Annotated in this window: 21 protein-coding genes; 10 read left to right on the top strand and 11 right to left on the bottom strand. The window is 71.5% G+C overall.

Annotation, left to right across the window (positions count from 1 at the left end; translation table 11 throughout):
- Positions 1 to 87 precede the first annotated feature (87 nt).
- The 5 genes from ACIBHY_RS26175 to ACIBHY_RS26195 all read left to right on the top strand — a co-directional run bounded on the left by ACIBHY_RS26175 (position 88) and on the right by ACIBHY_RS26195 (position 6,632).
- Positions 88 to 468, top strand: coding sequence for a RidA family protein (locus ACIBHY_RS26175; RefSeq protein ID WP_397307956.1), 381 nt, complete (start codon positions 88 to 90; stop codon positions 466 to 468).
- 2 nt (positions 469 to 470) lie between these two features.
- The gene (locus ACIBHY_RS26180; RefSeq protein ID WP_397308017.1) at positions 471 to 1,727 is read left to right on the top strand and encodes an aspartate aminotransferase family protein; all 1,257 of its coding nucleotides are present in this window, start codon (positions 471 to 473) and stop codon (positions 1,725 to 1,727) included.
- Positions 1,728 to 1,842: 115 nt separating this feature from the next.
- Positions 1,843 to 2,514 carry a response regulator gene (locus ACIBHY_RS26185; protein ID WP_397307957.1) on the top strand — a complete coding sequence of 224 codons (672 nt, stop codon included), beginning with the start codon at positions 1,843 to 1,845 and terminating at the stop codon, positions 2,512 to 2,514.
- Positions 2,515 to 2,692: 178 nt separating this feature from the next.
- On the top strand, positions 2,693 to 5,923 hold the full coding sequence (locus ACIBHY_RS26190; RefSeq protein ID WP_397307958.1) for a S8 family peptidase: 3,231 nt from the start codon (positions 2,693 to 2,695) through the stop codon (positions 5,921 to 5,923).
- Positions 5,924 to 6,008: 85 nt separating this feature from the next.
- Positions 6,009 to 6,632, top strand: a complete 624-nt coding sequence (locus ACIBHY_RS26195; protein WP_397307960.1) for a hypothetical protein — start codon at positions 6,009 to 6,011, stop codon at positions 6,630 to 6,632.
- 4 nt (positions 6,633 to 6,636) lie between these two features.
- Here the strand turns inward: ACIBHY_RS26195 and ACIBHY_RS26200 are convergent, their stop codons facing one another.
- The gene (locus tag ACIBHY_RS26200) at positions 6,637 to 7,086 is read right to left on the bottom strand and encodes a nitroreductase family deazaflavin-dependent oxidoreductase (protein ID WP_397251320.1); all 450 of its coding nucleotides are present in this window, start codon (positions 7,084 to 7,086) and stop codon (positions 6,637 to 6,639) included.
- A 350-nt stretch (positions 7,087 to 7,436) separates the two neighbouring features.
- Here ACIBHY_RS26200 and ACIBHY_RS26205 point away from each other — a divergent pair, with 350 nt between their 5' ends.
- Entirely contained in the window at positions 7,437 to 8,444 is a 1,008-nt protein-coding gene (locus tag ACIBHY_RS26205; RefSeq protein WP_397250928.1) for a TerC family protein, read from the top strand.
- A gap of 8 nt (positions 8,445 to 8,452) precedes the next feature.
- Here the strand turns inward: ACIBHY_RS26205 and ACIBHY_RS26210 are convergent, their stop codons facing one another.
- The 6 genes from ACIBHY_RS26210 to ACIBHY_RS26235 all read right to left on the bottom strand — a co-directional run bounded on the left by ACIBHY_RS26210 (position 8,453) and on the right by ACIBHY_RS26235 (position 14,797).
- Positions 8,453 to 9,088 carry a response regulator gene (locus ACIBHY_RS26210; protein WP_397307961.1) on the bottom strand — a complete coding sequence of 212 codons (636 nt, stop codon included), beginning with the start codon at positions 9,086 to 9,088 and terminating at the stop codon, positions 8,453 to 8,455.
- The gene (locus ACIBHY_RS26215; RefSeq protein ID WP_397307962.1) at positions 9,085 to 10,326 is read right to left on the bottom strand and encodes a sensor histidine kinase; all 1,242 of its coding nucleotides are present in this window, start codon (positions 10,324 to 10,326) and stop codon (positions 9,085 to 9,087) included. The genes ACIBHY_RS26210 and ACIBHY_RS26215 overlap by 4 nt, the downstream gene beginning before the upstream one ends.
- Before the next feature lie 22 nt (positions 10,327 to 10,348).
- Positions 10,349 to 11,116: an ABC transporter permease gene (locus tag ACIBHY_RS26220; RefSeq protein WP_397250922.1), complete on the bottom strand. Its 768-nt coding sequence runs from the start codon at positions 11,114 to 11,116 to the stop codon at positions 10,349 to 10,351.
- A 26-nt stretch (positions 11,117 to 11,142) separates the two neighbouring features.
- Positions 11,143 to 12,063 carry an ABC transporter ATP-binding protein gene (locus tag ACIBHY_RS26225; protein WP_397307963.1) on the bottom strand — a complete coding sequence of 307 codons (921 nt, stop codon included), beginning with the start codon at positions 12,061 to 12,063 and terminating at the stop codon, positions 11,143 to 11,145.
- Positions 12,064 to 12,166: 103 nt separating this feature from the next.
- The gene (locus ACIBHY_RS26230) at positions 12,167 to 14,005 is read right to left on the bottom strand and encodes a hypothetical protein (RefSeq protein WP_397307964.1); all 1,839 of its coding nucleotides are present in this window, start codon (positions 14,003 to 14,005) and stop codon (positions 12,167 to 12,169) included.
- 267 nt (positions 14,006 to 14,272) lie between these two features.
- Positions 14,273 to 14,797: a helix-turn-helix transcriptional regulator gene (locus tag ACIBHY_RS26235; RefSeq protein WP_397307965.1), complete on the bottom strand. Its 525-nt coding sequence runs from the start codon at positions 14,795 to 14,797 to the stop codon at positions 14,273 to 14,275.
- A gap of 86 nt (positions 14,798 to 14,883) precedes the next feature.
- Here ACIBHY_RS26235 and ACIBHY_RS26240 point away from each other — a divergent pair, with 86 nt between their 5' ends.
- Positions 14,884 to 16,155 carry a serine hydrolase gene (locus ACIBHY_RS26240; protein ID WP_397307966.1) on the top strand — a complete coding sequence of 424 codons (1,272 nt, stop codon included), beginning with the start codon at positions 14,884 to 14,886 and terminating at the stop codon, positions 16,153 to 16,155.
- A 15-nt stretch (positions 16,156 to 16,170) separates the two neighbouring features.
- On the opposite strand, the gene ACIBHY_RS26245 is transcribed toward ACIBHY_RS26240, so the two are convergent.
- From ACIBHY_RS26245 to ACIBHY_RS26255, 3 genes are all read right to left on the bottom strand, one after another.
- Positions 16,171 to 16,590 carry a hypothetical protein gene (locus tag ACIBHY_RS26245; RefSeq protein WP_397307967.1) on the bottom strand — a complete coding sequence of 140 codons (420 nt, stop codon included), beginning with the start codon at positions 16,588 to 16,590 and terminating at the stop codon, positions 16,171 to 16,173.
- Positions 16,587 to 17,195 (bottom strand): hypothetical protein, encoded by a 609-nt coding sequence (locus ACIBHY_RS26250; RefSeq protein ID WP_397307968.1) that lies wholly within the window; start codon positions 17,193 to 17,195, stop codon positions 16,587 to 16,589. Before ACIBHY_RS26250 ends, ACIBHY_RS26245 begins: the two co-directional genes overlap by 4 nt.
- A 63-nt stretch (positions 17,196 to 17,258) precedes the next feature.
- Positions 17,259 to 19,187: a tetratricopeptide repeat protein gene (locus tag ACIBHY_RS26255; RefSeq protein ID WP_397250910.1), complete on the bottom strand. Its 1,929-nt coding sequence runs from the start codon at positions 19,185 to 19,187 to the stop codon at positions 17,259 to 17,261.
- A gap of 247 nt (positions 19,188 to 19,434) precedes the next feature.
- Here ACIBHY_RS26255 and ACIBHY_RS26260 point away from each other — a divergent pair, with 247 nt between their 5' ends.
- Positions 19,435 to 20,724, top strand: coding sequence for a hypothetical protein (locus tag ACIBHY_RS26260; protein WP_397307969.1), 1,290 nt, complete (start codon positions 19,435 to 19,437; stop codon positions 20,722 to 20,724).
- Here ACIBHY_RS26260 and ACIBHY_RS26265 read toward each other — a convergent pair.
- Positions 20,721 to 22,145, bottom strand: coding sequence for an MFS transporter (locus tag ACIBHY_RS26265; protein WP_397307970.1), 1,425 nt, complete (start codon positions 22,143 to 22,145; stop codon positions 20,721 to 20,723). The two genes, ACIBHY_RS26260 and ACIBHY_RS26265, sit on opposite strands and share 4 nt — an antisense overlap.
- Before the next feature lie 117 nt (positions 22,146 to 22,262).
- On the opposite strand from ACIBHY_RS26265, the gene ACIBHY_RS26270 reads away from it, so the two are divergent.
- Positions 22,263 to 22,835 carry a TetR/AcrR family transcriptional regulator gene (locus ACIBHY_RS26270; RefSeq protein ID WP_397250902.1) on the top strand — a complete coding sequence of 191 codons (573 nt, stop codon included), beginning with the start codon at positions 22,263 to 22,265 and terminating at the stop codon, positions 22,833 to 22,835.
- A 188-nt stretch (positions 22,836 to 23,023) separates the two neighbouring features.
- The gene (locus ACIBHY_RS26275; RefSeq protein ID WP_184964720.1) at positions 23,024 to 23,227 is read left to right on the top strand and encodes a cold-shock protein; all 204 of its coding nucleotides are present in this window, start codon (positions 23,024 to 23,026) and stop codon (positions 23,225 to 23,227) included.
- Positions 23,228 to 23,236: the final 9 nt, after the last annotated feature.

Raw genomic sequence — 23,236 nt, forward strand, 5'->3', positions numbered from 1 at the left:
AGAAATCCTCGGTCTTGACTTCCACGATCCGGTGCGATTTGGTCTACCTATCGGAATTCTAGTTTCAGTGAATGGAACGTGACTGCAGTGTTCGAAGCTGTCATCAGTCCCGACTGCGGACCGCCCGCCGGCCCCTACTCCCCGGCGATCCGCGCAGGCGGGTTCCTCTTCATCTCGGGGCAGGGCCCGTTCGACGGGTCGGGCAACCTGGCCGGAGGGACCTTCGCGGAGCAGGCGCACGTGGTGTTCGACAACCTGGAGGCGCTGGCCAGGGCCGCGGGCGCCGACCTCGGCAGGGTCGTCAGGCTCGGCGCCTACCTGAACGACCTCGCCGATTTCGCGCAGTGGAACGAGGTTTGCGAACAGCGCCTGTCCAAGCCCTACCCCGCGCGGACCACGGTCCCCGCCGTGCTGCCGCGATTCGCCCTCGAGGTCGACGCGATCCTGCTGCTGGAAGGCGCCCCGTGAGCATGCTCGCCGAAGGTCTGCCGGCCAGGGCGGAGCGGGTGATCCCCGGCGGGGTCAGCTCCAACGTCCGGCTCGGCGCGCCACGCGTGTTCTTCCGGCGGGGCGAGGGCGCGCGCCTGTGGGACCTGGACGGCAGGGAGTACGTCGACCACCTGCTCGGCCAAGGCCCCGCCTTCCTCGGCCACGCCCACCCGAGGGTGTCGGCCGCGGTCGCGGAAGCGGCCCGGTCGGGAATGGTCTTCGGCGCCCAGCATCCACTGGAGGTCGAGGCGGCCGAGCGGTTCATCGCGGCGACCGGCTGGCCCGACACCGTCCGATTCGGCGTCTCCGGCACCGAGTCCGTCCAGGCCGCGCTGAGGCTGGCGCGCGCCGCGACCGGCAGGCGGCGGATCGTCAGATTCGCCGGCCACTACCACGGCTGGCTCGACAACGTCCTGATGGACTTCGCGAACGGCGGCCACGGGCCCGCGTCCGCCGGGCAGCCGGCCGGCGCGCTCGCGGACTGGCTGGTGGTCCCCTTCAACGACGCCGAGGCCCTCACGGCCCTGTTCGACCGGCACGGCGCCGAGATCGCCGCCGTCATCTGCGAGCCGATGATGTGCAACGCGGGCGCCATCCCGCCCAGGGACGGCTTCCTCGGCCTGGTGCGCGAACTGTCGGAACGCGCCGGCGCCGTACTCGTCTTCGACGAGGTCATCACGGGGTTCCGCCTGGCGCTCGGCGGCGCCGCGGGGCACTTCGGCGTGACACCCGACCTCGCCGTGTACGGCAAGGCGCTGGCGGGAGGCTGGCCCGTCAGCGCGCTGGCGGGGCGGGGCGACCTGATGGCCAGGTTCGGCACGGGGGAGGTCAATCACTCCGGCACGTTCAACGCCTCGACGATGGCCGCGGCCGCCGTCGTCGCCACGCTCGACACGCTGACCTCGGCTCCGCCGTACGCGCGCGTCGAGGACCACGGGCGCCGGCTGATGGCGGGGCTGGCCGAGCTGGGACGGCGGCACGGTGTGCCGCTGCGGATACAGGGGTTGCCGGTGGCCTTCCACGTGAGCTTCGGGCCACCGCGGCCGGTCCACGACCTGGCCGGACTCCACGCGCTCGACCTGGCCAGGTACGCCCGATTCGCCCGTACCCTGGCCGCGCACGGCGTCTGGGTGGCCGGTCGCGGCATCTGGTACGTCTCGGCCGCCCACGGTGAGGCCGAGCTGACCGACGTGCTCGACCGGGTCGACGAGGCCCTGAAGCACGAGAACGACCTGTAGCCCGCGGAAGACCGGGCTCACAGAAACCATAAGACCCTCTTCGTAGGGTGTGTCCCATGGATGGGGGTTTCGGGCCGGCGGACTCGGGCGGCACGGTGCGCGTCTGGTCGCCGGCGTGAACCCGACGTCGGTGCTGGTCGCCGAGGACGAGGCCATGGTCCGTGCCGCGATCGTCGCGGTGCTGGCGGCGGAGCCGTACCTGCGCGTGGCCGGGCAGGCCGCGGACGGGCAGCACGCGGTGGACCTGGCCGTGTCACTCCGTCCCGACGTGGCGCTCGTCGACATCAGGATGCCGCGCATGGACGGGCTGGCGGCGACCAAGCGGATCCTGGCCGAGGCGCCGGGTACGCGGGTGGTCGTGCTCACCTCGTTCGGCATGGACGAGCACGTCTTCGGGGCCCTGCGCGCGGGGGCGGCCGGATTCCTGCTCAAGGACAGCACTCCGGAGCGCATCATCGACGCCGTACGGGTGGTGGCCGCCGGTGGCGCGCTGCTCGACCCGTCCGTGACCGGAAGCATGATCACCCACCTGCTCACCACGGATCCCCGCCCGGCGCACGGCGACCAGCTCGGCATGCTCACCCCCCGGGAGAAGGACGTGCTGGTCCAGGTGGCCCGAGGGCTGAGCAACAGCGAGATCGGCGCCCGCCTCGGGCTGAGCCCGTCGACCGTGAAGGGTTACGTGGCCGCGATCATCACCAAGCTCGGCGTGCGCGACCGGGTGCAGGCGGCGGTCGCCGCGGCGGAGGGCGGCCTGCTCGGCCAGCCGACACGGCAGGACGCCTGACCCCGCAGGGTGGCCCAGGCCGCCTTCGACCGGGTACGCGCACGCGCAGGTCGGCGTCCCCGAGCCCATGAGTGCCCGGTGGCGGAGTTATGACATGACCGAAACCGCCACCGTGACTACTTGTCGGGGGATCTCACCCTTGATCGACTCTCTTCGTCAGGAAGAGAGGAAGACCATCATGGTAGGCAGAACCTTAGTCGCGGCGGCCGTCCTCGCGGCGGCCCTGGCCGCGACCCCGTCGGCAAGCGCGGAATCACCCCCACCCGACACTGCCGCCGCGAAGAGCGTCACGCTGGTCACCGGCGACCGGGTGAGCGTCGACCGCGGCCGGATCACCTTCACGGCCGGCCCCGGCCGGACGAACGTCCGCTACATCACCGAGGGCACCAAGGACGACTGGACGCTCATCCCGCTCGACGTCGCGGGCGACGTGGCCAGAGGAGTGCTCGACCGCAACCTCTTCCGGGTCCCGCAGCTGATCAAGGACGGTCTCGGCGAGAAGCAGCTGCCGCTGATCGTGCAGTACCGCCAGGGCGCGGCACCGATGACAGCGCTGTCGGGCGCCCGCCCGCTGGCCTCCATCAACGCCGTCGCCACGGCCGGCGCCACCTGGGCTCACCTCAGCCAGGACCGGTCGGTGCAGAAGGTGTGGCTGGACGCGCCCGTCAAGGCCACCCTCGACCGCAGCGTGCCCCAGGTCGGCGCGCCGGAGGCGTGGAAGGCCGGTTTCACCGGTGAGGGCGTGAAGGTGGCCGTCCTGGACACCGGCGTCGACGACCGCCACCCCGACCTGGCCGGGCGCGTGGACGCGTCGGCCAACTTCAGCGAGAGCGCCGACGCCATGGACCGTGCCGGTCACGGCACCCACGTGGCCTCCACCATCGCCGGTCAGGGTGCGACGGGCACGCCCGCGCGCAAGGGCGTCGCGCCGGGCGTCCGGCTGCTCAACGGCAAGGTGCTCGACGACGGGGGCAGCGGCTACACCTCCGACATCATCGAGGGCATCGACTGGGCCGCCCAGCAGGGCGCGAAGATCATCAATATGAGCCTCGGCGCCCCCGACCAGGCGGGCCTGGACCCGCTGGAGCAGGCGGTCGAGCGTTATTCCGCCGAGCGCGACATCCTCTTCGTCATCGCGGCGGGCAACGAAGGCCCTCGTCCGGGCAGCCTGGGCAGCCCCGGCAGCACCGACGCGGCGCTCACCGTCGGCGCCGTGGACTTCGACGACAAGCTCGCGAGCTTCTCCAGCCGTGGTCCCCGGGCGGGCGACTTCGCGCTCAAGCCCGACCTGACCGCTCCCGGCGTGGCCATCGCCGCGGCCAAGGCGGGCGGCGCCGAGCATGTGCGCATGTCCGGCACCTCGATGGCCACCCCGCACGTCGCGGGCGCCGCGGCCATCCTCGCCCAGCAGCACCCCGGCTGGACCTCGCGCGAGCTCAAGTCCGCCCTGGTCGCCTCGGCCAAGACCGGCGGCAGCGTCTGGGAGTACGGCACCGGCCGTCTCGACGTGGCCGGCGCGGTACGGCAGAGCGTCACGGCCGACGCGGGCACGGTCGCCTTCGGTCACCTGCGCTGGCCGTACGAGGACAAGGCCATCGAGCGCACCCTCACCTACCGCAACGCCGGCACCGCGCCCGTCACCCTGAACCTCGCGCTGGAGGCCACCGACCTTGAGGGCAAGGCCGCGCCGCAGGGCGTGTTCACGCTGAGCGCCGCGCAGGTCACCGTCCCGGCCGGCGGCACCGCCCCGGTCACCGTGACCGCCGCGCCCAAGGCCGCCTCCACCACCGCGTACGGCGGGCGGATCACCGCCTCCTCCGAGGGCGTGACCCTGTCGACTCTGGTCAGCTTCGGCAAGGAACCGGAGAGCTACGACCTGCACGTCAAGCTCATCGACCAGCTCGGCACCGTCCCCGACGACTCCGAGGACTTCATGCCGATGACCTTGATGCCCGAGAACGGCGGGCCGCTCATCCAGATGGGCATCAACCACGGCGACAGCGAGGGCCCGATCCGCGTGCCGGCCGGCCGCTACCTGGCCTACACCGTCATGCGGACCCAGTTCGACGACGGGCACGCGGAACTCAGCGTCGTGCCGATCACCGGCCTGGACGTGAAGGCCGACCGCGAGGTCGTCTTCGACGCCAGGACCGCCAAGATGATGGAGGTCAAGACCGACCGGCCCGACGCCAGGACGGCGGGCGAGGAGTTCGTCTTCTTCCAGAAGCGGCAGGACGGCCAGGAGTGGGCGGCGAGCTTCTCCATCGACCGCTTCTCCCTGCCGCGCAACGTCCCGCCCGACCCGCTGCGCTTCCGCGTCGCGCCCACCACGAACAAGACGTCCGGGTTCCGCTTCGAGAAGTTCACCCAGCTCGCCGCCCTGCGCTCGGACGGCACGTTCACCGACAGCCCGTACGTGTACAACCTCGTGCTGCGCAAGGACGGCCTCGTTCCCGGGGAGCTGCGCACGCGTGACCGCGAGCTCGGCAAGGTACGCGCCGACCTCGCCACCCTGCGGGCCGGTGCCACCGGCGCGCCGGGCGCGGGACCCACGGCGGGCGGACCTCTCGGCGAAGGCTTCACGGGCTGGAGCCAGGTGGTCACCGCGCTGCCCGTGACCCAAGCCTGGTACTTCACTCCCGGCCTCCCCTGGGAGCGCGCCTTCGAGACGATGCCGAACGGACGGCTTCACCAGACGATCGAGCACGCCGACGCGCGTACCTTCCGCGCCGGACGCGAGGAGCACGAGCGCTGGAACTCGGGGGTCGTGGGTACGGCCCTGCGTGAGCGGACCCTGATCACCAGGACCGACACCGAGTTCGAGGTGGGCAACCTGCCCCTGTGGCACGCGGCCGGGCGCGACCGCGTCACCGGCGGCAGCGACTACGGCGACGGCACCACCACGCTGCTGCGCGACGGCAAGGTCGTCGCGACGGCCGCCCAGTTGCCCAACTACACCGTGAGCCTGCCCGTCACGCCCGGCTCGGGGCGCTTCCAGCTCCGCGTCGAGGGCACGGCCGACCCCAGGGCGACCGAGCTGTCGTCCAAGCTCACGACCGAGTGGTCGTTCACCTCGGCGGGCGCGGGCCCGGTGCCGGTGTTCGTCCTGCGGGCCGAGCCCAAGCTCGACCTGAACAACGCCACCCGCCCCGGCCTGATGACCCTGCCGCTACGGCTGCAGCGCATGGAGGGCGCGACCAAGCCGATCACCAAGGTCACCGCGGAGGTCTCCACCAACGGGACGTCCTGGCACCGGGTCGCGGTCGTGCCGACGGGCCGTGACAGCTGGCACGCGCTCCTGCTGAACCTGCCGCGTTCGGGCGACACGGTCTCCCTGCGGCTTTCGGCACGCGACAGCGCGGGCGCCACGGTCACCCAGACCGTCGAGCGCGCGTTCCGGGTGCGCTGAGCCCCGGGCTGATCCGGTGGAACCGCAGCTCCACCGGATCAGCCAATACTCTCTGTATGTAATGCGTTACAGAAGGGGAGAGCTCATGTTCGTTGCCCTGGTGGGCGTCGCCGCCTGGAATCAGGTCAACTCGGCCACGCAGACCAGCTCCACCGAGGCCGGCACCCTGGTCGACGTCTCCTGGTACTCCCGCAGCCTGCCCGAGCCGCAGCGCGAGAAGCTGCGGAGCCTGGCCGGCGAGTACACCACCACGGTGATCCGCCAGGAATGGCCGCTCATGGCCGAGCAGCGGACGCTGTCACCGGCGGCCTGGCGCTCGGTCGAGCAGATGCGCGCCTTCTTCCAGACCATCGAGCCGGGCACCGCCGCCGCGTCCACCCGTTACGGGCAGGCCATGAGCCGCATGCAGGCCGTCCTCGACGCCCGCGGGACCAGGGCACAGGTGGCCGACACCGGCGTGCCGCCCCTGCTGTGGATCGCCCTGGCCGGCCGCGGGCTCACCGCCGTGGTGCCGGCGGTCGTCTGCGGCGGCCCCGTCCGCAAGGTGCACATCACGATGGCGGCCGTGGTCGGAGGGCTCGTGGGCATGGTGCTGTTCCTGGTCTCCCAGCTCGACTTCCCGTTCAGCGGCGGCGTGACGATCTCGCCGGCCGCCTTCGAACAAGCCCTCGACCGCTTCGCCAGTATCCGCTCCCTCGGCGCCGGTTAACCGGTCAGCTCCCGGTCGCCGCCTCCAGCACGAAGACGGGGATCAACCGGTCGGTCTTCTCCTGGTATTCGGCGTACGGCGGAAACGCGGCGACCGCCCGCTCCCACCACTCGGCCCTCTCGTCGCCGGTGATCTCCCTGGCCGTCATGGTCTGGAGGCCGGGCCCGTCCTGGAGCTCCACGTGCGGGTCGGCCTTGAGGTTGAAGTACCAGACCGGGTGGGTCGGGAAGCCGCCCTTCGAGCCCACGGCCGCGTACCGTCCCTCGTGCTCCACGCGCATCAGCGGGATCTTGCGGATCTTGCCGCTCTTCGCGCCACGCATCGTGACGATGATCACGGGCAGTCCCGTGTCCCAGAGCGTCGTCCCCTCGGTGCCGCCCGAGCTCTCGTACAGCTCGACCTGTTCGCGCACCCACTGCCGCGGACTCGGCTCGTACTCGCCCTCACCAGGCATCGCGTCCATCCCATCGTCGCCTACGGATGATGTTGCGGAGTTCGGCACAGCGACCGCGCGTCTGGGCACGGTCAGTCTCACCAGACGATCACAACACATCCCTGCGCGTATGGGGAGGCCGTCAGCCGTGAACATCGTGCCGAGGGCGTGGGCTCTCGCGCTCAGCCGCCGTGTCCGTGGCCAGGGTCTTTGTCACCCTGGACCCTGAACTAGGCTGGCAGCGCGAGGGGAGTACTTCGTAAGAGCCGCCCCGGTCAGTACGGACGTGATGGGACGTCCCCGGACGGCCGCCCGCGTGGACGCGGGTGAAGGAGACCTCGAACGGCCGCGTACGTTCGAGGAGGCTCTCCGTGCCTGTTGTGGCAACCGCTCTTTCCGCCGACCTGCCGACGATCGGCACACCGTCGTTGTGGGCGATCACCGTGGCCGCGCTGGCCGTACTGCTGAGCGTGGATTTCGTCCTGACGCGGCGCCCGCACGAGGTGCGCATGCGTGAGGCCGTGGGGTGGTCGCTGTTCTACCTCGCGCTGCCGGTGGGCTTCGGCGTGTATCTGTGGCAGGCGTTCGGGTCCGGGATCGCGGTGGAGTTCTTCACGGGGTATGTGGTGGAGAAGTCGCTGTCGGTGGACAACCTGTTCGTCTTCATGCTGCTGCTGTCGGCTTTCGCCGTCCCGGCCGTGTACGCCCAGCGGGTGCTGTTGTACGGCATCATCGGCGCGCTCGTGCTGCGCGCGATCTTCATCGCGCTGGGCGCGGCCGTCCTGCAGAGCGGGACGTGGGCGTTCCTGCTGTTCGGCGCGATCCTCATCGTCACGGCGGGCAAGGTGATGAAGGACGCGCTGGCCGGGCACGAGCAGCAGGTCGACATCTCCCGCATGCGGTCGGTACGGCTGCTGCGCCGCCTCATGCCGGTCACCGACGACTACCGCGGCTCACATCTGGTGGTGCGGGAGGGCGGGCGCCGGGCGCTGACGCCGCTCGCGCTGGCCATGGTGGCCGTCTTCGTCACCGACATCGTCTTCGCCGTCGATTCCGTGCCGGCCGTGTACGGCGTCACGGAGGACCCCTTCCTCGTCTTCGCCACCAACGCCTTCGCCCTGCTCGGCCTGCGGGCGCTCTACTTCGTCCTCCAGGGCGCCCTGGCCAGACTGCGCCACCTCAACCACGGTCTGGCCGTCATCCTGGCGTTCATCGGCGTCAAGCTGGTGCTGCACTGGGCACACGGCATCTGGCCCGTCATCCCCGAGATCCCCACCCTGATGTCACTCGGCGTGATCATCGCGGTCCTGGCCCTCGTGACGATCACCAGCCTGAGCGCCAACCGGCGAACCGGCAGCCCGCAACCCCCGCGGCCCTGACCTCGCGGTCAGGAGTCCGTGCGCGGAACGAGCAGGCCGCGGTGGAACGCCTCGGTGACGGCGGCGGCGCGGTCGTTCACCCCGAGCTTGGTGTAGATGTTGAGCAGGTGGGACTTGACGGTCGCCTCCGTGATGAACAGGCGGGCGGCCGCCTCGCGGTTGGTGTTGCCCGCCGCCACCAGTTCGAGGACCTCCAGCTCGCGGGGGCTGAGCAGCTGCGGCGCGGGCGCCCGCATCCGGTTCATGAGCCGGGCAGCCACGGTCGGGGACAGCACGCTCTCGCCCCTGGCCGCGGCCTGCGCGCCGCGCAGCAGTTCCTCGCGGGGGGAGTCCTTGAGGAGGTAGCCGGTGGCGCCCGCCTCGATCGCCGGCAGCACGTCGGTGTCGGAGTCGTAGGTCGTCAGCACCAGCACGTGCGCGGTGACACCGAGCCGGGCGAGCTCGACGATCGCGCTCAGCCCGTCCATGCCGGGCATGCGCAGGTCCATCAGGATCACGTCGGGCCGCAGCTCCTGGGCGAGCCGTACGGCGGCGGCGCCGTCCGCGGCCGCGCCCAGCACCTCGAATCCGGGCGCGGAGGCGAACATGCTGCTCAGCCCGTCCCTGACGACAGGATGGTCGTCGGCGATCAGCAGCCGGATCACACGCCGCTCCCGGCGGGACAGGGGACGCAGGCCGAGATGCCGGCGCCGGCGCCGGGCTCGGACTCGATCCGCAGGCTGCCGGACAGCCCTTCCACCCGCTGCCGCATGATCGTCAGGCCGAACCCGCCGTCCTCAAGGATCGCCGGGTCGAAGCCCTTGCCGTCGTCGCGCACGTCCAGTGCCACCTCCTGCTGCAGATAGGACAGCGTCACGCCGACCCTGCTGGCGCCCGCGTGCTTGGCCACGTTGGCCAGCGCCTCCTGCGCCGTGCGCAGCAGCGCGAACTCGGCCTCGGGCGCCATCGGCCGCGCCGTACCGGTCGTCGTGACCTGGACGGGCAGGCCGTGCAGCTTCGACCACCGGCCGGCGACGGCGACGAGCGCGTCGCTCAGGCGCGCGGTCCGCAGCGGCTCGGGCCGCAGCGCGTCGACCGAGCGCCGCGCCTCGGCCAGGCTCTCCCGCGCCAGGTTCTTCACGGCCTCGAACGGCCGCAGCCACGGCTCCGGGACCTCGTGCATCTGCTCGGCCGCCTGGAGCTGCGCGATGATGCCGGTGAGCCCCTGCGCCAGGGTGTCGTGGATCTCGCGGGCCATCCGCTGGCGTTCATCGAGTACGCCCGCCTCCCTGGCCTGGGCGAGCAACTGGGCGTGCAGACCGGCGTTCTCGGCGAGCGACGCCTCCAGCAGCCGGTTCGTCCTGCTCAGCTCTTCGAGCGTCTGCTCGCGCCGCTCCTCTTCCTTCTCGGCGAGCCGCAGGACCCAGGCGCAGCCGCACATCAGGGCGATGTTGAACGCGATGATGGTCACGTGCATCGCCAGGCCGAGCGCGTCCGTCTTGGGGATGCCGGAGGCCTGCGCCGTACCGGCGAGGACGGCCGCGGCGGCGACGCCCAGCAGCCGCCACGGCCAGCGCAGGACGGTGAAGGAGTAGATGTACGCGGCGGGGGTGAAGAGCCCGAAAGCGGGGTGGCGGGCCACCAGGACCGCGGTGATCACGAGCACCCCCGCGACGAACACGCCCATGATCCGCGGCCGGTTCCGCCAGCCGGGACGCAGGGTGAACATGCCGAGCATCCACGCGGCCGCCAGCCCGCACAGGCCGAGGTCGACGAGCAGGGAGCCGCCCGCCCAGTCCTCCACGATCAGCAGAATCGCGACAAGGAGCACCAGCAGCGCGTACGGCACCACGTTGACCAGCAGGAACGGCGGCTCCCGCGAAATCGAGATCTTCCTGCTCACAACTCCCTCTCCCCGCGAGATTCTATTCCCAGCGGAACCAGCGGACCGCGGCGAACGTGCACACCACCGCATAGGCCGCCAGCGTCAGCAGCGGCACGACCGACGGAAAGTCACCCAGGTAGGCGTCCTGGAACGCCCGCATGCCCGCCCCGAGCGGGGTGTAGTGGGCGATGTCGCGCAGCAGCGGCGGCATCTGCGAGATCGGCATCCAGAGCCCGGCGAAGAACATCAACGGGAAGAACAGCACCGTGCCGATCGCCGTGGCCGGAGCACGGCCCGGCGCGAGCGCGGTGATCAGCAGGCCGATCGAGAGCAGCGCGGCCGCCGCGAGCAGCCAGGCGAGCGCGAAACCGACAGGGTGCTTCGGCGGGTCGACGCCGAAGCCGACCCAGGCCGTCGCGAGGAACAGGACCATCGCGATGACCGCGATGGCGAAGTTGGCCACGAGCTGGGCGGCGAGCACGCGGGCCGGCCCGACCGGCGTGGTCCGCATGCGCCGCAGCACGCCGTTCTCCCGGTAGCCGGCGAGCGTGGTCGGCAGGGAGGCCGTGGCCAGGATGGCCAGATTGAACAGGATCAGAACAGGAACGTAGAGGTCGAAGTACGTCAGGCCGCCGCCGGCCGCCACGGGTTCCCGCAGATCGGGGACGCTGCCCAGGATGATCAGCAGGATCAGCGGGAAGCCGATGCCCCAGAGGGGCGCGACCTTGTCCCGGACGCACAAGGTGCTCTCGGCCTTGACGAGCCGCCACGTGGCGGAAGCCGGCTCGGCGGTACGCAGGGTTGACATGGGTGTGAAGTCCTCTCGGTGATCGGTTAGCGGGGGCCGGATTCGAGGCGCCTGCCGGTCAGCTGGACGAACGCGTCCTCCAGGCTCGCCTGCTCGACGCGGAGCCGTTCGGCCACGATCTGGTTGCGGGCCAGCACGGTGGTGACGGCGTTGAGCGCGTTGTCGGATCCGCTGACGATCACCAGCTCGCCCTGGCGGGTGACGCCGGAGACGTCGGGCAGGCCGGTCAGCAGGCGGTCGTCCATCGGCCTGGACGGGCGGAACCGGATCCGCTGCCCGATGCGCGCCCGCTCGGTCAGACCGGCCGGGGTGTCCACCATGACGACGCGGCCGGCGTCGATCAGCGCGAGCCGGTCGCAGAGCCGTTCCGCCTCTTCCATGAAGTGGGTGACCAGCACGATCGTCACCCCGCGGGCGCGTACGCCCTCGATCAGGTCCCAGGTGTCGCGCCGGGCCTGCGGGTCGAGACCGGTGGTGAGCTCGTCGAGGATCGCCACCCGGGGGCCGCCGATGAGCGCCAGCGCGATGGAGAGCCGTTGTTTCTGGCCGCCGGACAGCTTGCCGTACCTGGTCTTCGCCTTGTCCGCCAGGCCCAGGTCGTCCAGCAGCGCGCGCCAGTCGGCGGGCTGAGGGTAGAAGGAGCTGTAGAGCTCCAGGGCCTCGGCGACATGGAGCCGCTCGGGGAGGTGGCCGGCCTGCAACTGGACGCCGAGCCGCCGGGTCAGCTCGGCGCGGTCCCGGAGGGGGTCGAGCCCGAGCACCCTGATCTCACCGCGATCCGGCGTGCGCAGGCCCTCGACGCACTCCACGGTCGTCGTCTTGCCGGCGCCGTTCGGGCCGAGGATGCCGAAGATCTCGCCCTCCTGGATGGTGAGCGAGACGTCGTCGACGGCGACCTTGTCCGCGTAGCGCTTGTGGAGGTTACGTACCTCGATGACTGGTGGCATGCGCCTCAGCCTGCTATGACCAGCGCTTTTCCGGCATCGGCCAGGGGGCGGGGTTTGCCGGTCCACCGATCGGTGGATCACCGCCCGCCGGACGGCGGAGTCGTCACGCGCCCTTCAGCCGGCGGCGGATGCGTTCGGCGGCGCCGACCAGACGGAGGACCCTCCTGGTTCCCGGATCTTCGTGGAGCGCGAGCGTGCTCACATACCTGGCGATCGTCACGCCGATCTGGCGGGTCACCTCGTCGTCCCGGCCGCGCGTCTCCTCGAGGCCGGTGAGGACCGAGAACCAGAGCACGAGCACCACGATCGTGTGGCCGGCCCGCCACGTCCGGTCGGCGTTCAGGTAGGCCTCGGCCAGGTCCCACTTGGTCTGCAGGGTGAGGGAGTGGTTCTTGCCCAGGACCCGTTCGGCGTCGGTGGCGAGCCGCCGGTAGTGGGCGAAGGTGCGGTGGTCCTCGCCGCGCCGGGCATACAGGCCGGCGAGTTCGAGCCGGGTCTCCAGGGTGTCGAGGGCTCCGGGGCCGATTATCCGCTGCTTGTCCGCGACGAGCCGTTCGAACGCGCCGATCGAGACCTCGAGAGGATCGAGCGGCGTGCGCAGAACGGCCAGGGTCGTCCGCATGGACAGCAGGGCCGGGTGGCCGGATCCCTCGTGCGCGGTGATGGTCCTGTCCAGGAAGGCTATGCCTTCCTGCCTCGACACGGTACGCGCCAGGTGGATGGCGTAGGCGACCGCGAGATCGGCCGAGGTGTCGTCGAGCTCGGCGAGGCCGCCTGCCGCGATGAAGGCGGCGAAGTGCGGAGCCAGCCGGGCCGCCGGCTCCGGCCCGTCGGTCCAGGCGGTCCGCAACGTCCGGCCCGCCCCATGGCGGGCCCCGGGATCCCGGCTGACGGCCTGGACGAGCCGGTGGACCGAGAGCGCGTCGCCGGACCGGGTGACCAGCCCGTAGGCGGCGAGGTGCCCGGCGGCGGCCTGGGAGTCGTCTGGGAGCAGGCTGATGGGGATGTCGTCGGGGCCGAGCCAGGCCAGGGCGCCCAGGACCCGCCCCGGGAGCGGCCCGTGCCGGGCGGCGATCCGGTCCAGGGTGACCCGCCAGGTCCGCGCGACGGTCCGGTCGAGATCTCCGCCCGCGTGCGTCCAGTCCAGCACCGCGCCGTCGCCGGAAAGCCGCCGCAGATACGTCCGCGCGGAGACGTGGTTCTGGGCCATGTAGTGCCCGGCCATCTCGATCGCGAGCGGCAGCCCGCCGAGCGCCGCGCACAGCTCCTCGCCGCCGTCGAGCAGGCCGCGATCTGCCACCCGCCTGTCCAGCATCCTTACGGCATCGCCTGCGGACAGCACGCCCAGCCGGATGGGGGTGGCGATGTCCTCCCAGCCGACGCCCTGGCGGCTGGTCACCAGGAACCGCCCGCCGGGAAGCGAGCCGATCAGCTCCGCGACCTCCGGCGGGCGGGTCACGTTGTCGAGGATCAGCATCCAGCCGGTGTGACTGGCGAGCCACTGCCTGGCCCACTCGACGGGCCGCTCCGGCGAGCCCTCCGGGTGCAGCTGCCTGGCGAGCGCTTCCAGGCCGAAGTCGATCTGGGCCGGATCCTCGGCGTCGATCCACCAGAGGGGGTTGTGCCGGCCGACCTGGGCCAGCGCGTACCGCAGGGCGAGCGTGGACTTCCCGATCCCGCCCAGCCCGGTCAGGACCTGGGCGTTCCCGCCGGAACGCCGTCTCAGGGCCTTGGCCAGTGCCGCGTGCTCCTTCTCCCGCCCGACGAACAGGCGGGCGGCCGCGCGGGTCGAGCGCAGCCGCACGAGGCGGGGCCGGGCCTGCACCGTGGCGGCCGGGACCGGAGGTGGAGCCTGGACGATGTTGTTGACGATGTTGAGGGCGCCGTCGCCGGTGTTGATGATGCCGCCCCTGTTGAGCCAGACCCGTACCTTGTCGGCCATCGGTCACCCCCTCCAGCGCATTGTTCGCCGGGATCAGCCACCGCGCCAGGGGAGCGACGCGGCCACGACGTTCCTGGAACGCGGGCCGGCCATGCCGCGCCCGAACGGGGAAACGATCCGGCGGGCCCGCCACGCCCGCACCGACGACCAAAGGCCCCGGGCCTGGCGCTCACCGACAGCGCTCGGGACGGGGCGCGACTCCATGACGCGGTCCTCCGCGTGGGGGCCCCTCCTGGCTGTGCCGGCGGCGGCCGGGTAGGACCGCTGTCATCGGGCGAGCAGGCGCCGGATGTCCGCCAGGAGTTTCGCGTCGGCGGCCAGATGCGCCTCGGCGTTGTCGAACAGCACGTCGGCCAGCGGCGACAGCCCCTCCTTGGCCCTCCGCCCCGCGGCGATCTCCGCCCGCCGGCTCTCCAGCGCCAGGGAGGAGGCCTCCACCAGTTCCCGCGCCTCGCCCGGGTCCAGCAACGTGTGCCAGCGCAGCGCCAGCGCGAAGCCGGACGTGGTGGAGTGCGGGGGAGCGGACAGCGCCTTACGCAGCAGGTCGCGCAGCGCGTGCCGGCCCTCTGGCGTGATCCCGTAGATACGGCGCAGCCGGTCGCCGGTGCGCTCCTCCGCATGTGTCTCGGCCAGCCCCTCGCTCTCCAGCTTGGCCAGGGCGTGATAGACCGATCCCGCCTTCACGTCGGTCCACTGCTCCAGCGACCCGGCCGTGACGAGCTGATTGATCTCGTATCCGTGACGCGGCCCCTCATAGAGCACCCCCAGCACGAGCAACCGGGTTGACGACACTCGAACACCTCCACGCGATAGTCAAGGTTGACCATATCAGCCGCCCCATGCTCTGATAATCAAACTTGAATATTCAAAATGGAGGTATGCGCATGTTCTTCCTCACCCGGCGCATGGACGCGCTCGTCCGCGCGTACACGCGGCTCGGCAGGTTCAGCGGCGCGGTGCTGGTCGCCCGCGGGGGCCGCCGTCTGTTCGCCAGGGGGTACGGCCACGCCGACCACGAACACGCCGTGCCCAACACGCCGCGCACGGCGTTCAGGATCGGCTCCCAGACCAAGACCTTCACCGCGATCGCGATCCTGCGCCTGCGGGAGGAGGGCAGGCTCCGACTCACCGACCCGATCGGCCACCACCTGCCCGGCTACCCGCACGGCGACGCGATCACGCTGCACCACCTGCTGACCAACACCTCGGGCATCCCCGACTACGTCACCACCGACGGCTTCACCCGCGCCATGGGGACGCCGCGCACGAGAGCGGCGCTCATCGCCGGCTTCAAGGACCGGCCTTTGCTGTTCGAGCCCGGCGCGCGGATGAGCTACAGCAACTCGGGCTGGGTCCTGCTCGGCGAGGTGATCGAGCGGTCGTCCGGCCTGACCTACGGTGCGTACCTGCGCAGGCAGGTCTTCGAGCCACTGGCCATGGAGCGCAGCGGCCTGACCGGCGATTCCGCGGCAGGACACGCCCTCGGCTACATGGCGAGCGACGGCCGCCTCACCCGCACCCCGCGCGTGCACTCCTCCAGCCAGGACGCCGCAGGCGCCCTGCACTCGACAGCCGAGGACCTGCTCCGATGGAACCGCGGCCTGCCCCGCCTGCTGCGCCCCGAATCGCTCGCGGAGCTGGTCAAGCCGCACACGGCAGCCGACGGGACCGGCTACGGCTACGGCTGTGCGGTACGCGGCGACCGGGTCGAAAGCGCGGGCGGTGCCATCGGCTTCGTCAGTGTCTCGGCGCACTACCGTCGTGACGACCTCTTCGTGACGGTGCTGTCCAACATCGAGAACGCCGCCTTCGCCGAGATCGAGGCCGGTCTGGCGGCTGTCGCCCGCGGCGAGCCGTACGAGCTGCCCGGCCGCAGGGTCTTCGTCACCGTCGATCCGGTCGTCCTCGACCGGTACACCGGCCGTTACACGATGCGGTACATGGGCCGTACCTCCACCATGGACGTCACGCGCGACGGCGACCAGCTGATGGTGGAGGTGCAGGGGCTGGTCAGGACAGAACTGCGGCCCATGTCAGAAACGCGCTTCTACGCCAGGATGAAAGGTGAGGTCGAGCTGGACTTCCTGGCGACCGGCGAGTTCGCGCTGAACTGGGCCGGCCAGGACGTCACCGCCCGCCCCGTCACCTGATCGCCCGCCACCGGCTCAGACGAGAGCCGGCCGCGCGCACTGGAGGCATTCCCTCCGGCGCCGCAACCAGTACGCAACGGTCGCCACCCCCACGGCCAGTCCCCACAGCGGCCACAACGCCATGGGATTGGACAGGTCGACGGTCACGAACGCGCCCACGAGAATGCGCCAGCCGGCGTTGACCAGCACGACGGTCACGAGCGCGGCCGGCGCCACGGCCGGCCACACCGGGACCGTCCTGCCCCCGAGCACCGGGATCCAGCGCGGGAACACCTCGCCCCATCGATGCGCCAGCCCGAGCGTGAGCGCCGCGCCCACCGCGCCGAACGTGGCCAGCCCCACCCCCGCCCAGACCAGCCCGCTCTCGTGCATCGCGGCCAGCTCGGTGGCCCCGATGCCCACGGCGAGGCCCAGCCCCCACGCCCACCGCGTCACGGCATACAGCAGCGGGATCGCCGCGCCCGTGTAGGCGGCGATCCGGCCCCACCGCAGCAACTGGGCACGCGACCAGCGCGCCGCGCCGCCACAGTGGGCGCACGCGCCACGGCCGCGCCGGACGTGGGCGAGCGTGGCCAGGCCCCACAGCAGCCCGCCGGCCAGGAGGACGAACTGGTGACACAGCGACCACGTGAACACCCGCCCAGATCGACCGGCGGCCAGCCGAACGGCAGCCCGCCGATGAGCATCGGCAGGTAGCCGAGAACCATGAGCGCCCGCCCGTCCGGGGCGATCACGGCCAGCAGCACCGCGGCCGCCGCGCCGAATCCGGCGAGCGGCCACCGGGCGTGCGTGAACCCCCTGGCCATGGCGAGTCCCACGACCGCGCCCGCCGCGCCGAGCGCGATGGCCGCGGGCGCCGCGTCCGCCGCTTGTAAGAGGACGAGGAAATCGCGGTCGTCGCCCGGATCCAGCGGATCCTCCGCGGCCCTGCCCCAGGGAAAGGTGTTCCAGCCCAGCAGCCAGGTGACGCCCAGCAGGGCGTAACCGGCCGACCATGTCGCGGCCGCGTATCCGGCGGCTTCCGGCCATCTCTTGAACATGTTCAAAGCATGGGCCCGTACGGCTGTGAAGGGCCTGAGGGACCCTGAGAAACGGCTGAGCGCTCACGGGTGGTGGCTGACGAGGTGGCGGGACAGGTGCTGGGCCCAGCCGGTCGTGGGGTGGCGGGGGCCGAGGATGCGGACGGCGAGGGTCACGGCGTGGGCGGCACAGCCGATGGCCTGCTGTGTGTCGCCAGTCGCGTGGTGGGCCAGGGCGAGGTTGCCGAGCCGTACCACCAGCTCGGGGTGGTCGGCGGGCAGGGCGCGCTCGGTGAGGTCCAGCGCCTGGAGTTCCAGGGCGAGCGCCTGCTCGTGATCGCCCACGCCCGCCAGCGCGGCGGCCAGGTTGCCCAGGTGGCGGCCGAGGTCGGGGTGGCCGGGCGGCAGCGTCGCGGTCGCGATGGACAGGGCGCGGCGGGCCATCGGCAACGCGTCGTGGGCACGGTCGAGGTCGATGTAGACGGCGGCCAGGTTGCCGACCCGGGGGGCCAGGTCCCGGTGGCCGGGGCCGAGGGAGGCCTCGGCGATCGCGACGGCGCGCGCGGCGTGCCGCAGGGCGTCGTCCCTGCGCAGGCCGCTGAGCGTGGCCGCGAGGTTGGTCAGGAAGCCGATCAGCGCGGGATGGTCGGGGCCGAACCGGTCCTCGGCGAGCGTCAGCGCGCGTTCGGCCAGCGGGAAGGCCTCCTTGAACCGGGCGTGCAGGTTGAGCAGGCGGCTGGTGTCGCGCAGGAGCCTGCCCAGCGAAATCGAGGGCTTGTGGACCGGCATCAGCGAGGCCACGGCGACGGCGTGCGGGTGCAGCGACAGCCCCTCCGGCCACTCGTCGAGGGCGAAGGCGCGGCGCTCGGGCAGCCGCGTGAGCAGCATGGACAGCGCGTCCCTGGCCGCCGCGTCGAGGAGGTGCGCGTCCCTGGCCTCCGCGCGGACCGCGCTCTGGACCAGCCGGTGGATGGCGACGCCGCCCGCGCTGCGCTTGACCAGGCTGTAGGACGCCAGCAGGGCCAGGTCGCCCAGCGCCGCCTCGTCGAACAGCGTGAGCGGGATGTCGTCGGGGGCGAAGCACGACAACGCGCGCAGGAGCGCCAGAGCGGTGGGGCTGGTCTGCCCGACCTCCCGCATGCTGATCCGCCAGATCTTCGAGATGGTCTGCTCGGGGTCGCCGCGATGGGCCACGGGCGCGTAGAGGTCGAAGGTCTCGTCGAGTTTGGTGAGGTACGCGGTGATGTCGCCGTGGGTTTCCTCGATGTAGGCGCCGGCCTGTTCGATGGCGAGAGGCAGGCAGCCGAGCGCGGCGGCCAGGCGGGCGGCGGGTTCGCGGTCCTTGCCGTCGGCCGCGCTGAGCATGAGCAGGTCGGTGGCCGACTCCAGGGACAGCACGTCCAGGGCGATGAGCTCGCGTACCCGCCAGGCCCGCGCGCCCAGGTCGCGCCGCGTGGTGACGATGATGTGGCCGCGCATCTGGGCCAGGAGGTCGCGTACCTGGGCGGGGTTGTGCACGTTGTCCAGGACCAGCAGCCAGCCGTCGTGCTCCAGCAGCCAGGTCTTGGCCCAGACGGCGGCCTGGCGGGTGGGCACCTCCACCGGGTGCTCGGGCACGAGGAAACGGGTGAGCTGGGCCAGGCCGGCCTCGATCTGCTCGGGCGACTCGGCGGTGATCCACCAGATGACGCGGTAGTGCTCGCGGTTGGCCGTGGCGTGCTGCAGGGCCAGCTCGCTCTTGCCGACGCCGCCCAGTCCGTAGACGACCTGGGAGACGACGACGGAGGCCGCGCCGTTCAGCGCGGTGCCGAGGGCGGCGAGCGCGTCGGCGCGGCCGACGAAGTCGAGGGCCGGCGGCTTGGTGAGGTTGCTCAGCCCGCGCGGCGCCGGCACGTCGCCGGGGCGGGGGAGCGGCAGGGCGGAGGCGCCGAGCTGGGCGCCGTCTCCGGTGATGATGATGCCGGAGTTGGCGCCGCCCAGCGCGGCGGACCGCGGGCCGGTGGGCTCGTTCAAGTTCCGCGAGGTTTCGCGGGTACGGCGGCGCCGTCCGCCTCACTGACGTCGATCGCGACCGTCGCGGCGTCCATGGGCGCACCTCCCGGGGGTCAAGCCCGATCGTAGCCCCCGTCAAGATCACTCGCTGCGCCACGGTACGGCCGGCGGATCAGCTCCAGCCGGTCAGCAGGCGCCGGAACCGCTCGTTCGCCGCCCAGAACCTCGGCCGCACGTGGCTGTGACGCTTCCCCCCGAGGCGGCGGGGATGATGCAGATGCTCGGTCCTTGGCCGAACATGAACGAGGACGACGTCAGAGCCGAGGGCAACGCCGCGCGGGTCGCCCAGTCCGGTGCGGCCCCCTCGGGGCACGCCGCCGACTCGGCGGTCCGCGCCACCCAGCAGGTCTACCGCGGCGAGTCCGCCACCAGCATGGGCAACCACTGGAGCAGGACCGACGCGCAGGGTGGCCACACCGCCCAGGCGAACGCGGCCATGAAGGTGATGCCGGTGGCCCTGGAGGGCACCGCTTCCGTCGTGTCGGCGGTGAAGGTGGCGGCGGGCACGCAGGCGGTGTTCACCGCGGTCGGCGTGGCCAAGGCACTGATCTTCGGCGGGGCGGTGGGGGCGACGGTCGCGACGGCTCGGGTGCTGGCCTCGCGGCAGGCGGTCAGGAAGATTCTGCGTGAAGGCAGCGAGGGCACCGGCAAGGTGATCGCTCCCATCGTGCGCCGCCGCGTCACCGACCCGATGCGCCGCATCCTGGACGACCTGCGCCGCCCGGGAGGTCCCGGACCACGCCTGGCCGCGGCCGGCCCGCGCGGCGGGGTAGTTCCGGCGGATGCAGCAGAACAGGAAGTGGTAGCGCCGATGCGGACGCGAACGGGCGAGGACCTGATCGAGCGCATCCTCGCGCATCCGGCCGACGGCGACGTCGTGGGCCCGGCCGCCAACGACCTGCTCAGCGAGCTGTACGCGGGATACCCCGTCGAGAACCTCACCAGGCTCCTGCACAGCGGCGACGACCGGATCCTGCGGACGGCGACCTGGTTGCTGTCGGAACTGGCCGAACTCGCCGCACCGCTGATCGAGGAGGTCCCGGCCCTTCTGTCCAGCCCGATCCTCAGCGTGCGATACGACGCGACGGCAGTGGTGCTGGAGAACGCCGACCAGCGGCACGGGCCCACTATCGCGCAGGTCATCAACCTGAGCCGGGACCCCGAAAGCGCCGTCCGGTGGAAGGTACTCGAGTTCCTGACCGAGGCCTCGGTCGAGCAGCTCGAGGCGGGGGCGTCCTGCCTGCCCCCCGGCCGGCTCAAGGAACTGACCGAGTGGCTGATCCTCCAGGACGGCGAGGAGCCCGATCTGGCCGGCATCGTGATCCGCCTGGAGGCAGGTGACCCGGTGACCAGGCTGTTCGCCGCCGCGGCCGCCGCGAGCCTGTCCGATGTGGAGGATTGCAGCCTCCTGGAGCACGCTGCCAGAGCCGAGGAGGAGGAGATCCGCTCGTTCGCCCAGGAACGGCTGAGCGAACTGCGCGAGGACGGATCCGGCTAGGCCGGGTTCGGGGCGTTGGTCCTTTCTCGCTCGGCTTCTTCGCGGATGGGGGTGGGGTCGGTCGCCTTGTCGTAGAAGGCGGCGACCGCGATGGCGGCCACGACGAAGCCCGCGGCGATCAGGAAGGCGAGGCTGTAGCCGTCGCGTTCGGCGGTGACGGTGGCGACGCCCTGGCCGATCAGCGTGTCGGTGCGCAGGGTGGCCATGGTGGCGATCACGGCGGTGCCGAGCGCGGCGCCGACCTGCTGGGCGGTGTTGGTCAGGCCGGAGGCCAGTCCCGCGTCCGCGGGTCGCGCCCCCGACATGGCTCGCATGATGAGGGCGGGGATCGCCAGTCCCATACCGAGGCCCATCAGGGCCAGGACCGGCATGATCTCGACCAGGTAGTCACCGTCGACGGGTGCGCGGCTCAGGAGGATCAGCGCGACCGCGATCGCCGACAGGCCGGTCAGCAGGACGGTACGCACGCCGAACCGCGCGGTGAGCGGCGCCGCGGCGAACAGCGAGATCACGCCGATCACCAGCGGGCCCGGCAGGAAGGCCAGCCCGGTCTGCAGGGAGTCGAAGCCGAGGACGCGCTGCAGGTACAGGGCGGTCAGGAACTGGAAGCCGAAACCGGCGGCGAACAGCAGGATCGTGGCGAGGTTGGCGCCGGACAACGTCCTGTTGCCGAAGACGCGCAACGGGACCAGCGGCTGGGCGGCCCTGGCCTGGCGGATCACGAACGCGACCAGCAGTGCCGCCGCGGCCAGGCCGTACAGGATGGTGGTGGTGACGATGGCGGCGATGCCGAGGGACAGGCCCGCGGTGACCAGTGCCGCGCCGAGAATGTCGGCGCCGCGGCCGAGACCGGGGCCGCGGTCGGCGGCGAACAGGCGTGTGGCGAGCACCAGCGCGAGCGCGCCGATCGGTACGTTGACCAGGAAGGCCCAGTGCCAGCCGATGGTCTGGGTGATGACGCCGCCGGCGAGCAGGCCGATAGCGCCGCCGCCCGCCGCGGTGAAGCTGTAGATGGCCATGGCCTTGGCCTGTTCGGCGGGGGCGGGGAACAGCTTGACGATCATGCCGAGGATCACGGCCGAGGCCAGCGCGGCGCCGACTCCCTGCAGCGTACGGCCGGCGATCAGCAGCGCGCTCGATTCGGCCAGCCCGCACAGCAGCGAGGCCAGGGTGAACACGGCGACTCCCGCGATGAACACCCGCTTGACGCCCAGCAGGTCGCCGAGTCGTCCGGCCAGGAGCAGCAGGCCGGCGAAGGCGATGAGGTAGGCGTTCATCACCCACGCCAGGCCGGGCTGGGTGAAACCGAGCTGGTCCTGGATGGTGGGCAGGGCGACCGTGACGATGGTCCCGTCCAGGATGATCATGAGCTGCATCGCGCAGAGCACGATGAGGGCGAGCCGGCGAGAAGGGGATTTCACAAGCTTCCTTTCCTTATGACGCGACACGACACGGCGCGTGTCGTTATGTTCGGCATTGTGGGCGCGGCCGAAGAGTCTTGTCAACACGCCACGTGTCGTTTCCTGTAGGCTGGGTCAGTGACACCGAACGAGAGCCGGCGCAGTGAGAAGAGCCGGCGGGCGATCCTGGACGCCGCCATGGATCTGTGCGCCGAGCTGGGATACGGCCGCGTGACCGTGGAGGCGATCGCGGCCCGCGCCGGCGTGAGCAAGAAGACGATCTATCGCTGGTGGTCGTCCAAGGGCGCGGTCGTGCTGGAGGCGATCATCGATGAGGTGCCGAAGAGCACCGCCTTCCCCGACACCGGCGATCTGGTCGCCGACCTGCGCGCCCAGATGACGGCCGTGCTCGCCCTCGTGCACGGGACGGCCTATCTCGGGGTGATCGCCGAAGCCCAGCACGACGACGCGCTCTCCCGGGCGCTGACCCACGACCTGCTCCGGCCGCGCAGAGCCGCCGCCGTCGAACGGCTGCGCGACGCGCAGGCGCAAGGACAGCTACCCGAGGGCGCCGACCTCGAGCTCGCCATCGACCTGCTGTATGCCCCGCTCTACTACCGGCCGCTCCTGCGGCTGGAACCGGCCACCACCCCTGAGCGCATCCAGGCGATCATCGATCACATCATCCGGGCGCTGAACGGCCAGGAATGAGGCCTCGGGAGCCGGTGGGGCCGGCTGTCGTCGCGTTGTGTGGTTGATCCACTACTCTGAGGTATCTTTGTGTCGACGAACTAGTAGTGGCCCGCTGGTGTTCATCGTTCATCCCACGTCGGGCCAGGGTGATCGTCGGCTTCCGCGACCGCGCGATCCCGATCCACCCGCAAGTCTTAGGAGCTGGCATGGCAACAGGCACCGTGAAGTGGTTCAACGCAGAGAAGGGCTTCGGTTTCATCGAGCAGGACGGCGGCGGCGACGACGTCTTCGCGCACTTCTCCAACATCGCCGCCCAGGGCTACCGGGAACTGCAGGAGGGCCAGAAGGTCTCCTTCGACATCGTCCAGGGGCAGCGGGGCCTCCAGGCTGAGAACATCGTGCCTTCCTGACCTCACGGC

This window comes from Nonomuraea sp. NPDC050547 (assembly GCF_044457345.1).
Classification (GTDB): domain Bacteria; phylum Actinomycetota; class Actinomycetes; order Streptosporangiales; family Streptosporangiaceae; genus Nonomuraea.

What these genes read in the sequence shown, in the direction of transcription:
- ACIBHY_RS26195 (WP_397307960.1), top strand. Translation starts at nt 6,009, where the DNA reads ATGTTCGTTGCCCTGGTGGGCGTCGCCGCCTGGAATCAGGTCAACTCG.
- ACIBHY_RS26260 (WP_397307969.1), top strand. Translation starts at nt 19,435, where the DNA reads ATGATGCAGATGCTCGGTCCTTGGCCGAACATGAACGAGGACGACGTC.
- ACIBHY_RS26250 (WP_397307968.1), bottom strand. Translation starts at nt 17,195, where the DNA reads ATGTTCAAGAGATGGCCGGAAGCCGCCGGATACGCGGCCGCGACATGG.
- ACIBHY_RS26230 (WP_397307964.1), bottom strand. Translation starts at nt 14,005, where the DNA reads ATGGCCGACAAGGTACGGGTCTGGCTCAACAGGGGCGGCATCATCAAC.
- ACIBHY_RS26190 (WP_397307958.1), top strand. Translation starts at nt 2,693, where the DNA reads ATGGTAGGCAGAACCTTAGTCGCGGCGGCCGTCCTCGCGGCGGCCCTG.
- ACIBHY_RS26180 (WP_397308017.1), top strand. Translation starts at nt 471, where the DNA reads ATGCTCGCCGAAGGTCTGCCGGCCAGGGCGGAGCGGGTGATCCCCGGC.
- ACIBHY_RS26220 (WP_397250922.1), bottom strand. Translation starts at nt 11,116, where the DNA reads ATGTCAACCCTGCGTACCGCCGAGCCGGCTTCCGCCACGTGGCGGCTC.
- ACIBHY_RS26225 (WP_397307963.1), bottom strand. Translation starts at nt 12,063, where the DNA reads ATGCCACCAGTCATCGAGGTACGTAACCTCCACAAGCGCTACGCGGAC.
- ACIBHY_RS26200 (WP_397251320.1), bottom strand. Translation starts at nt 7,086, where the DNA reads ATGCCTGGTGAGGGCGAGTACGAGCCGAGTCCGCGGCAGTGGGTGCGC.
- ACIBHY_RS26275 (WP_184964720.1), top strand. Translation starts at nt 23,024, where the DNA reads ATGGCAACAGGCACCGTGAAGTGGTTCAACGCAGAGAAGGGCTTCGGT.
- ACIBHY_RS26240 (WP_397307966.1), top strand. Translation starts at nt 14,884, where the DNA reads ATGCGCATGTTCTTCCTCACCCGGCGCATGGACGCGCTCGTCCGCGCG.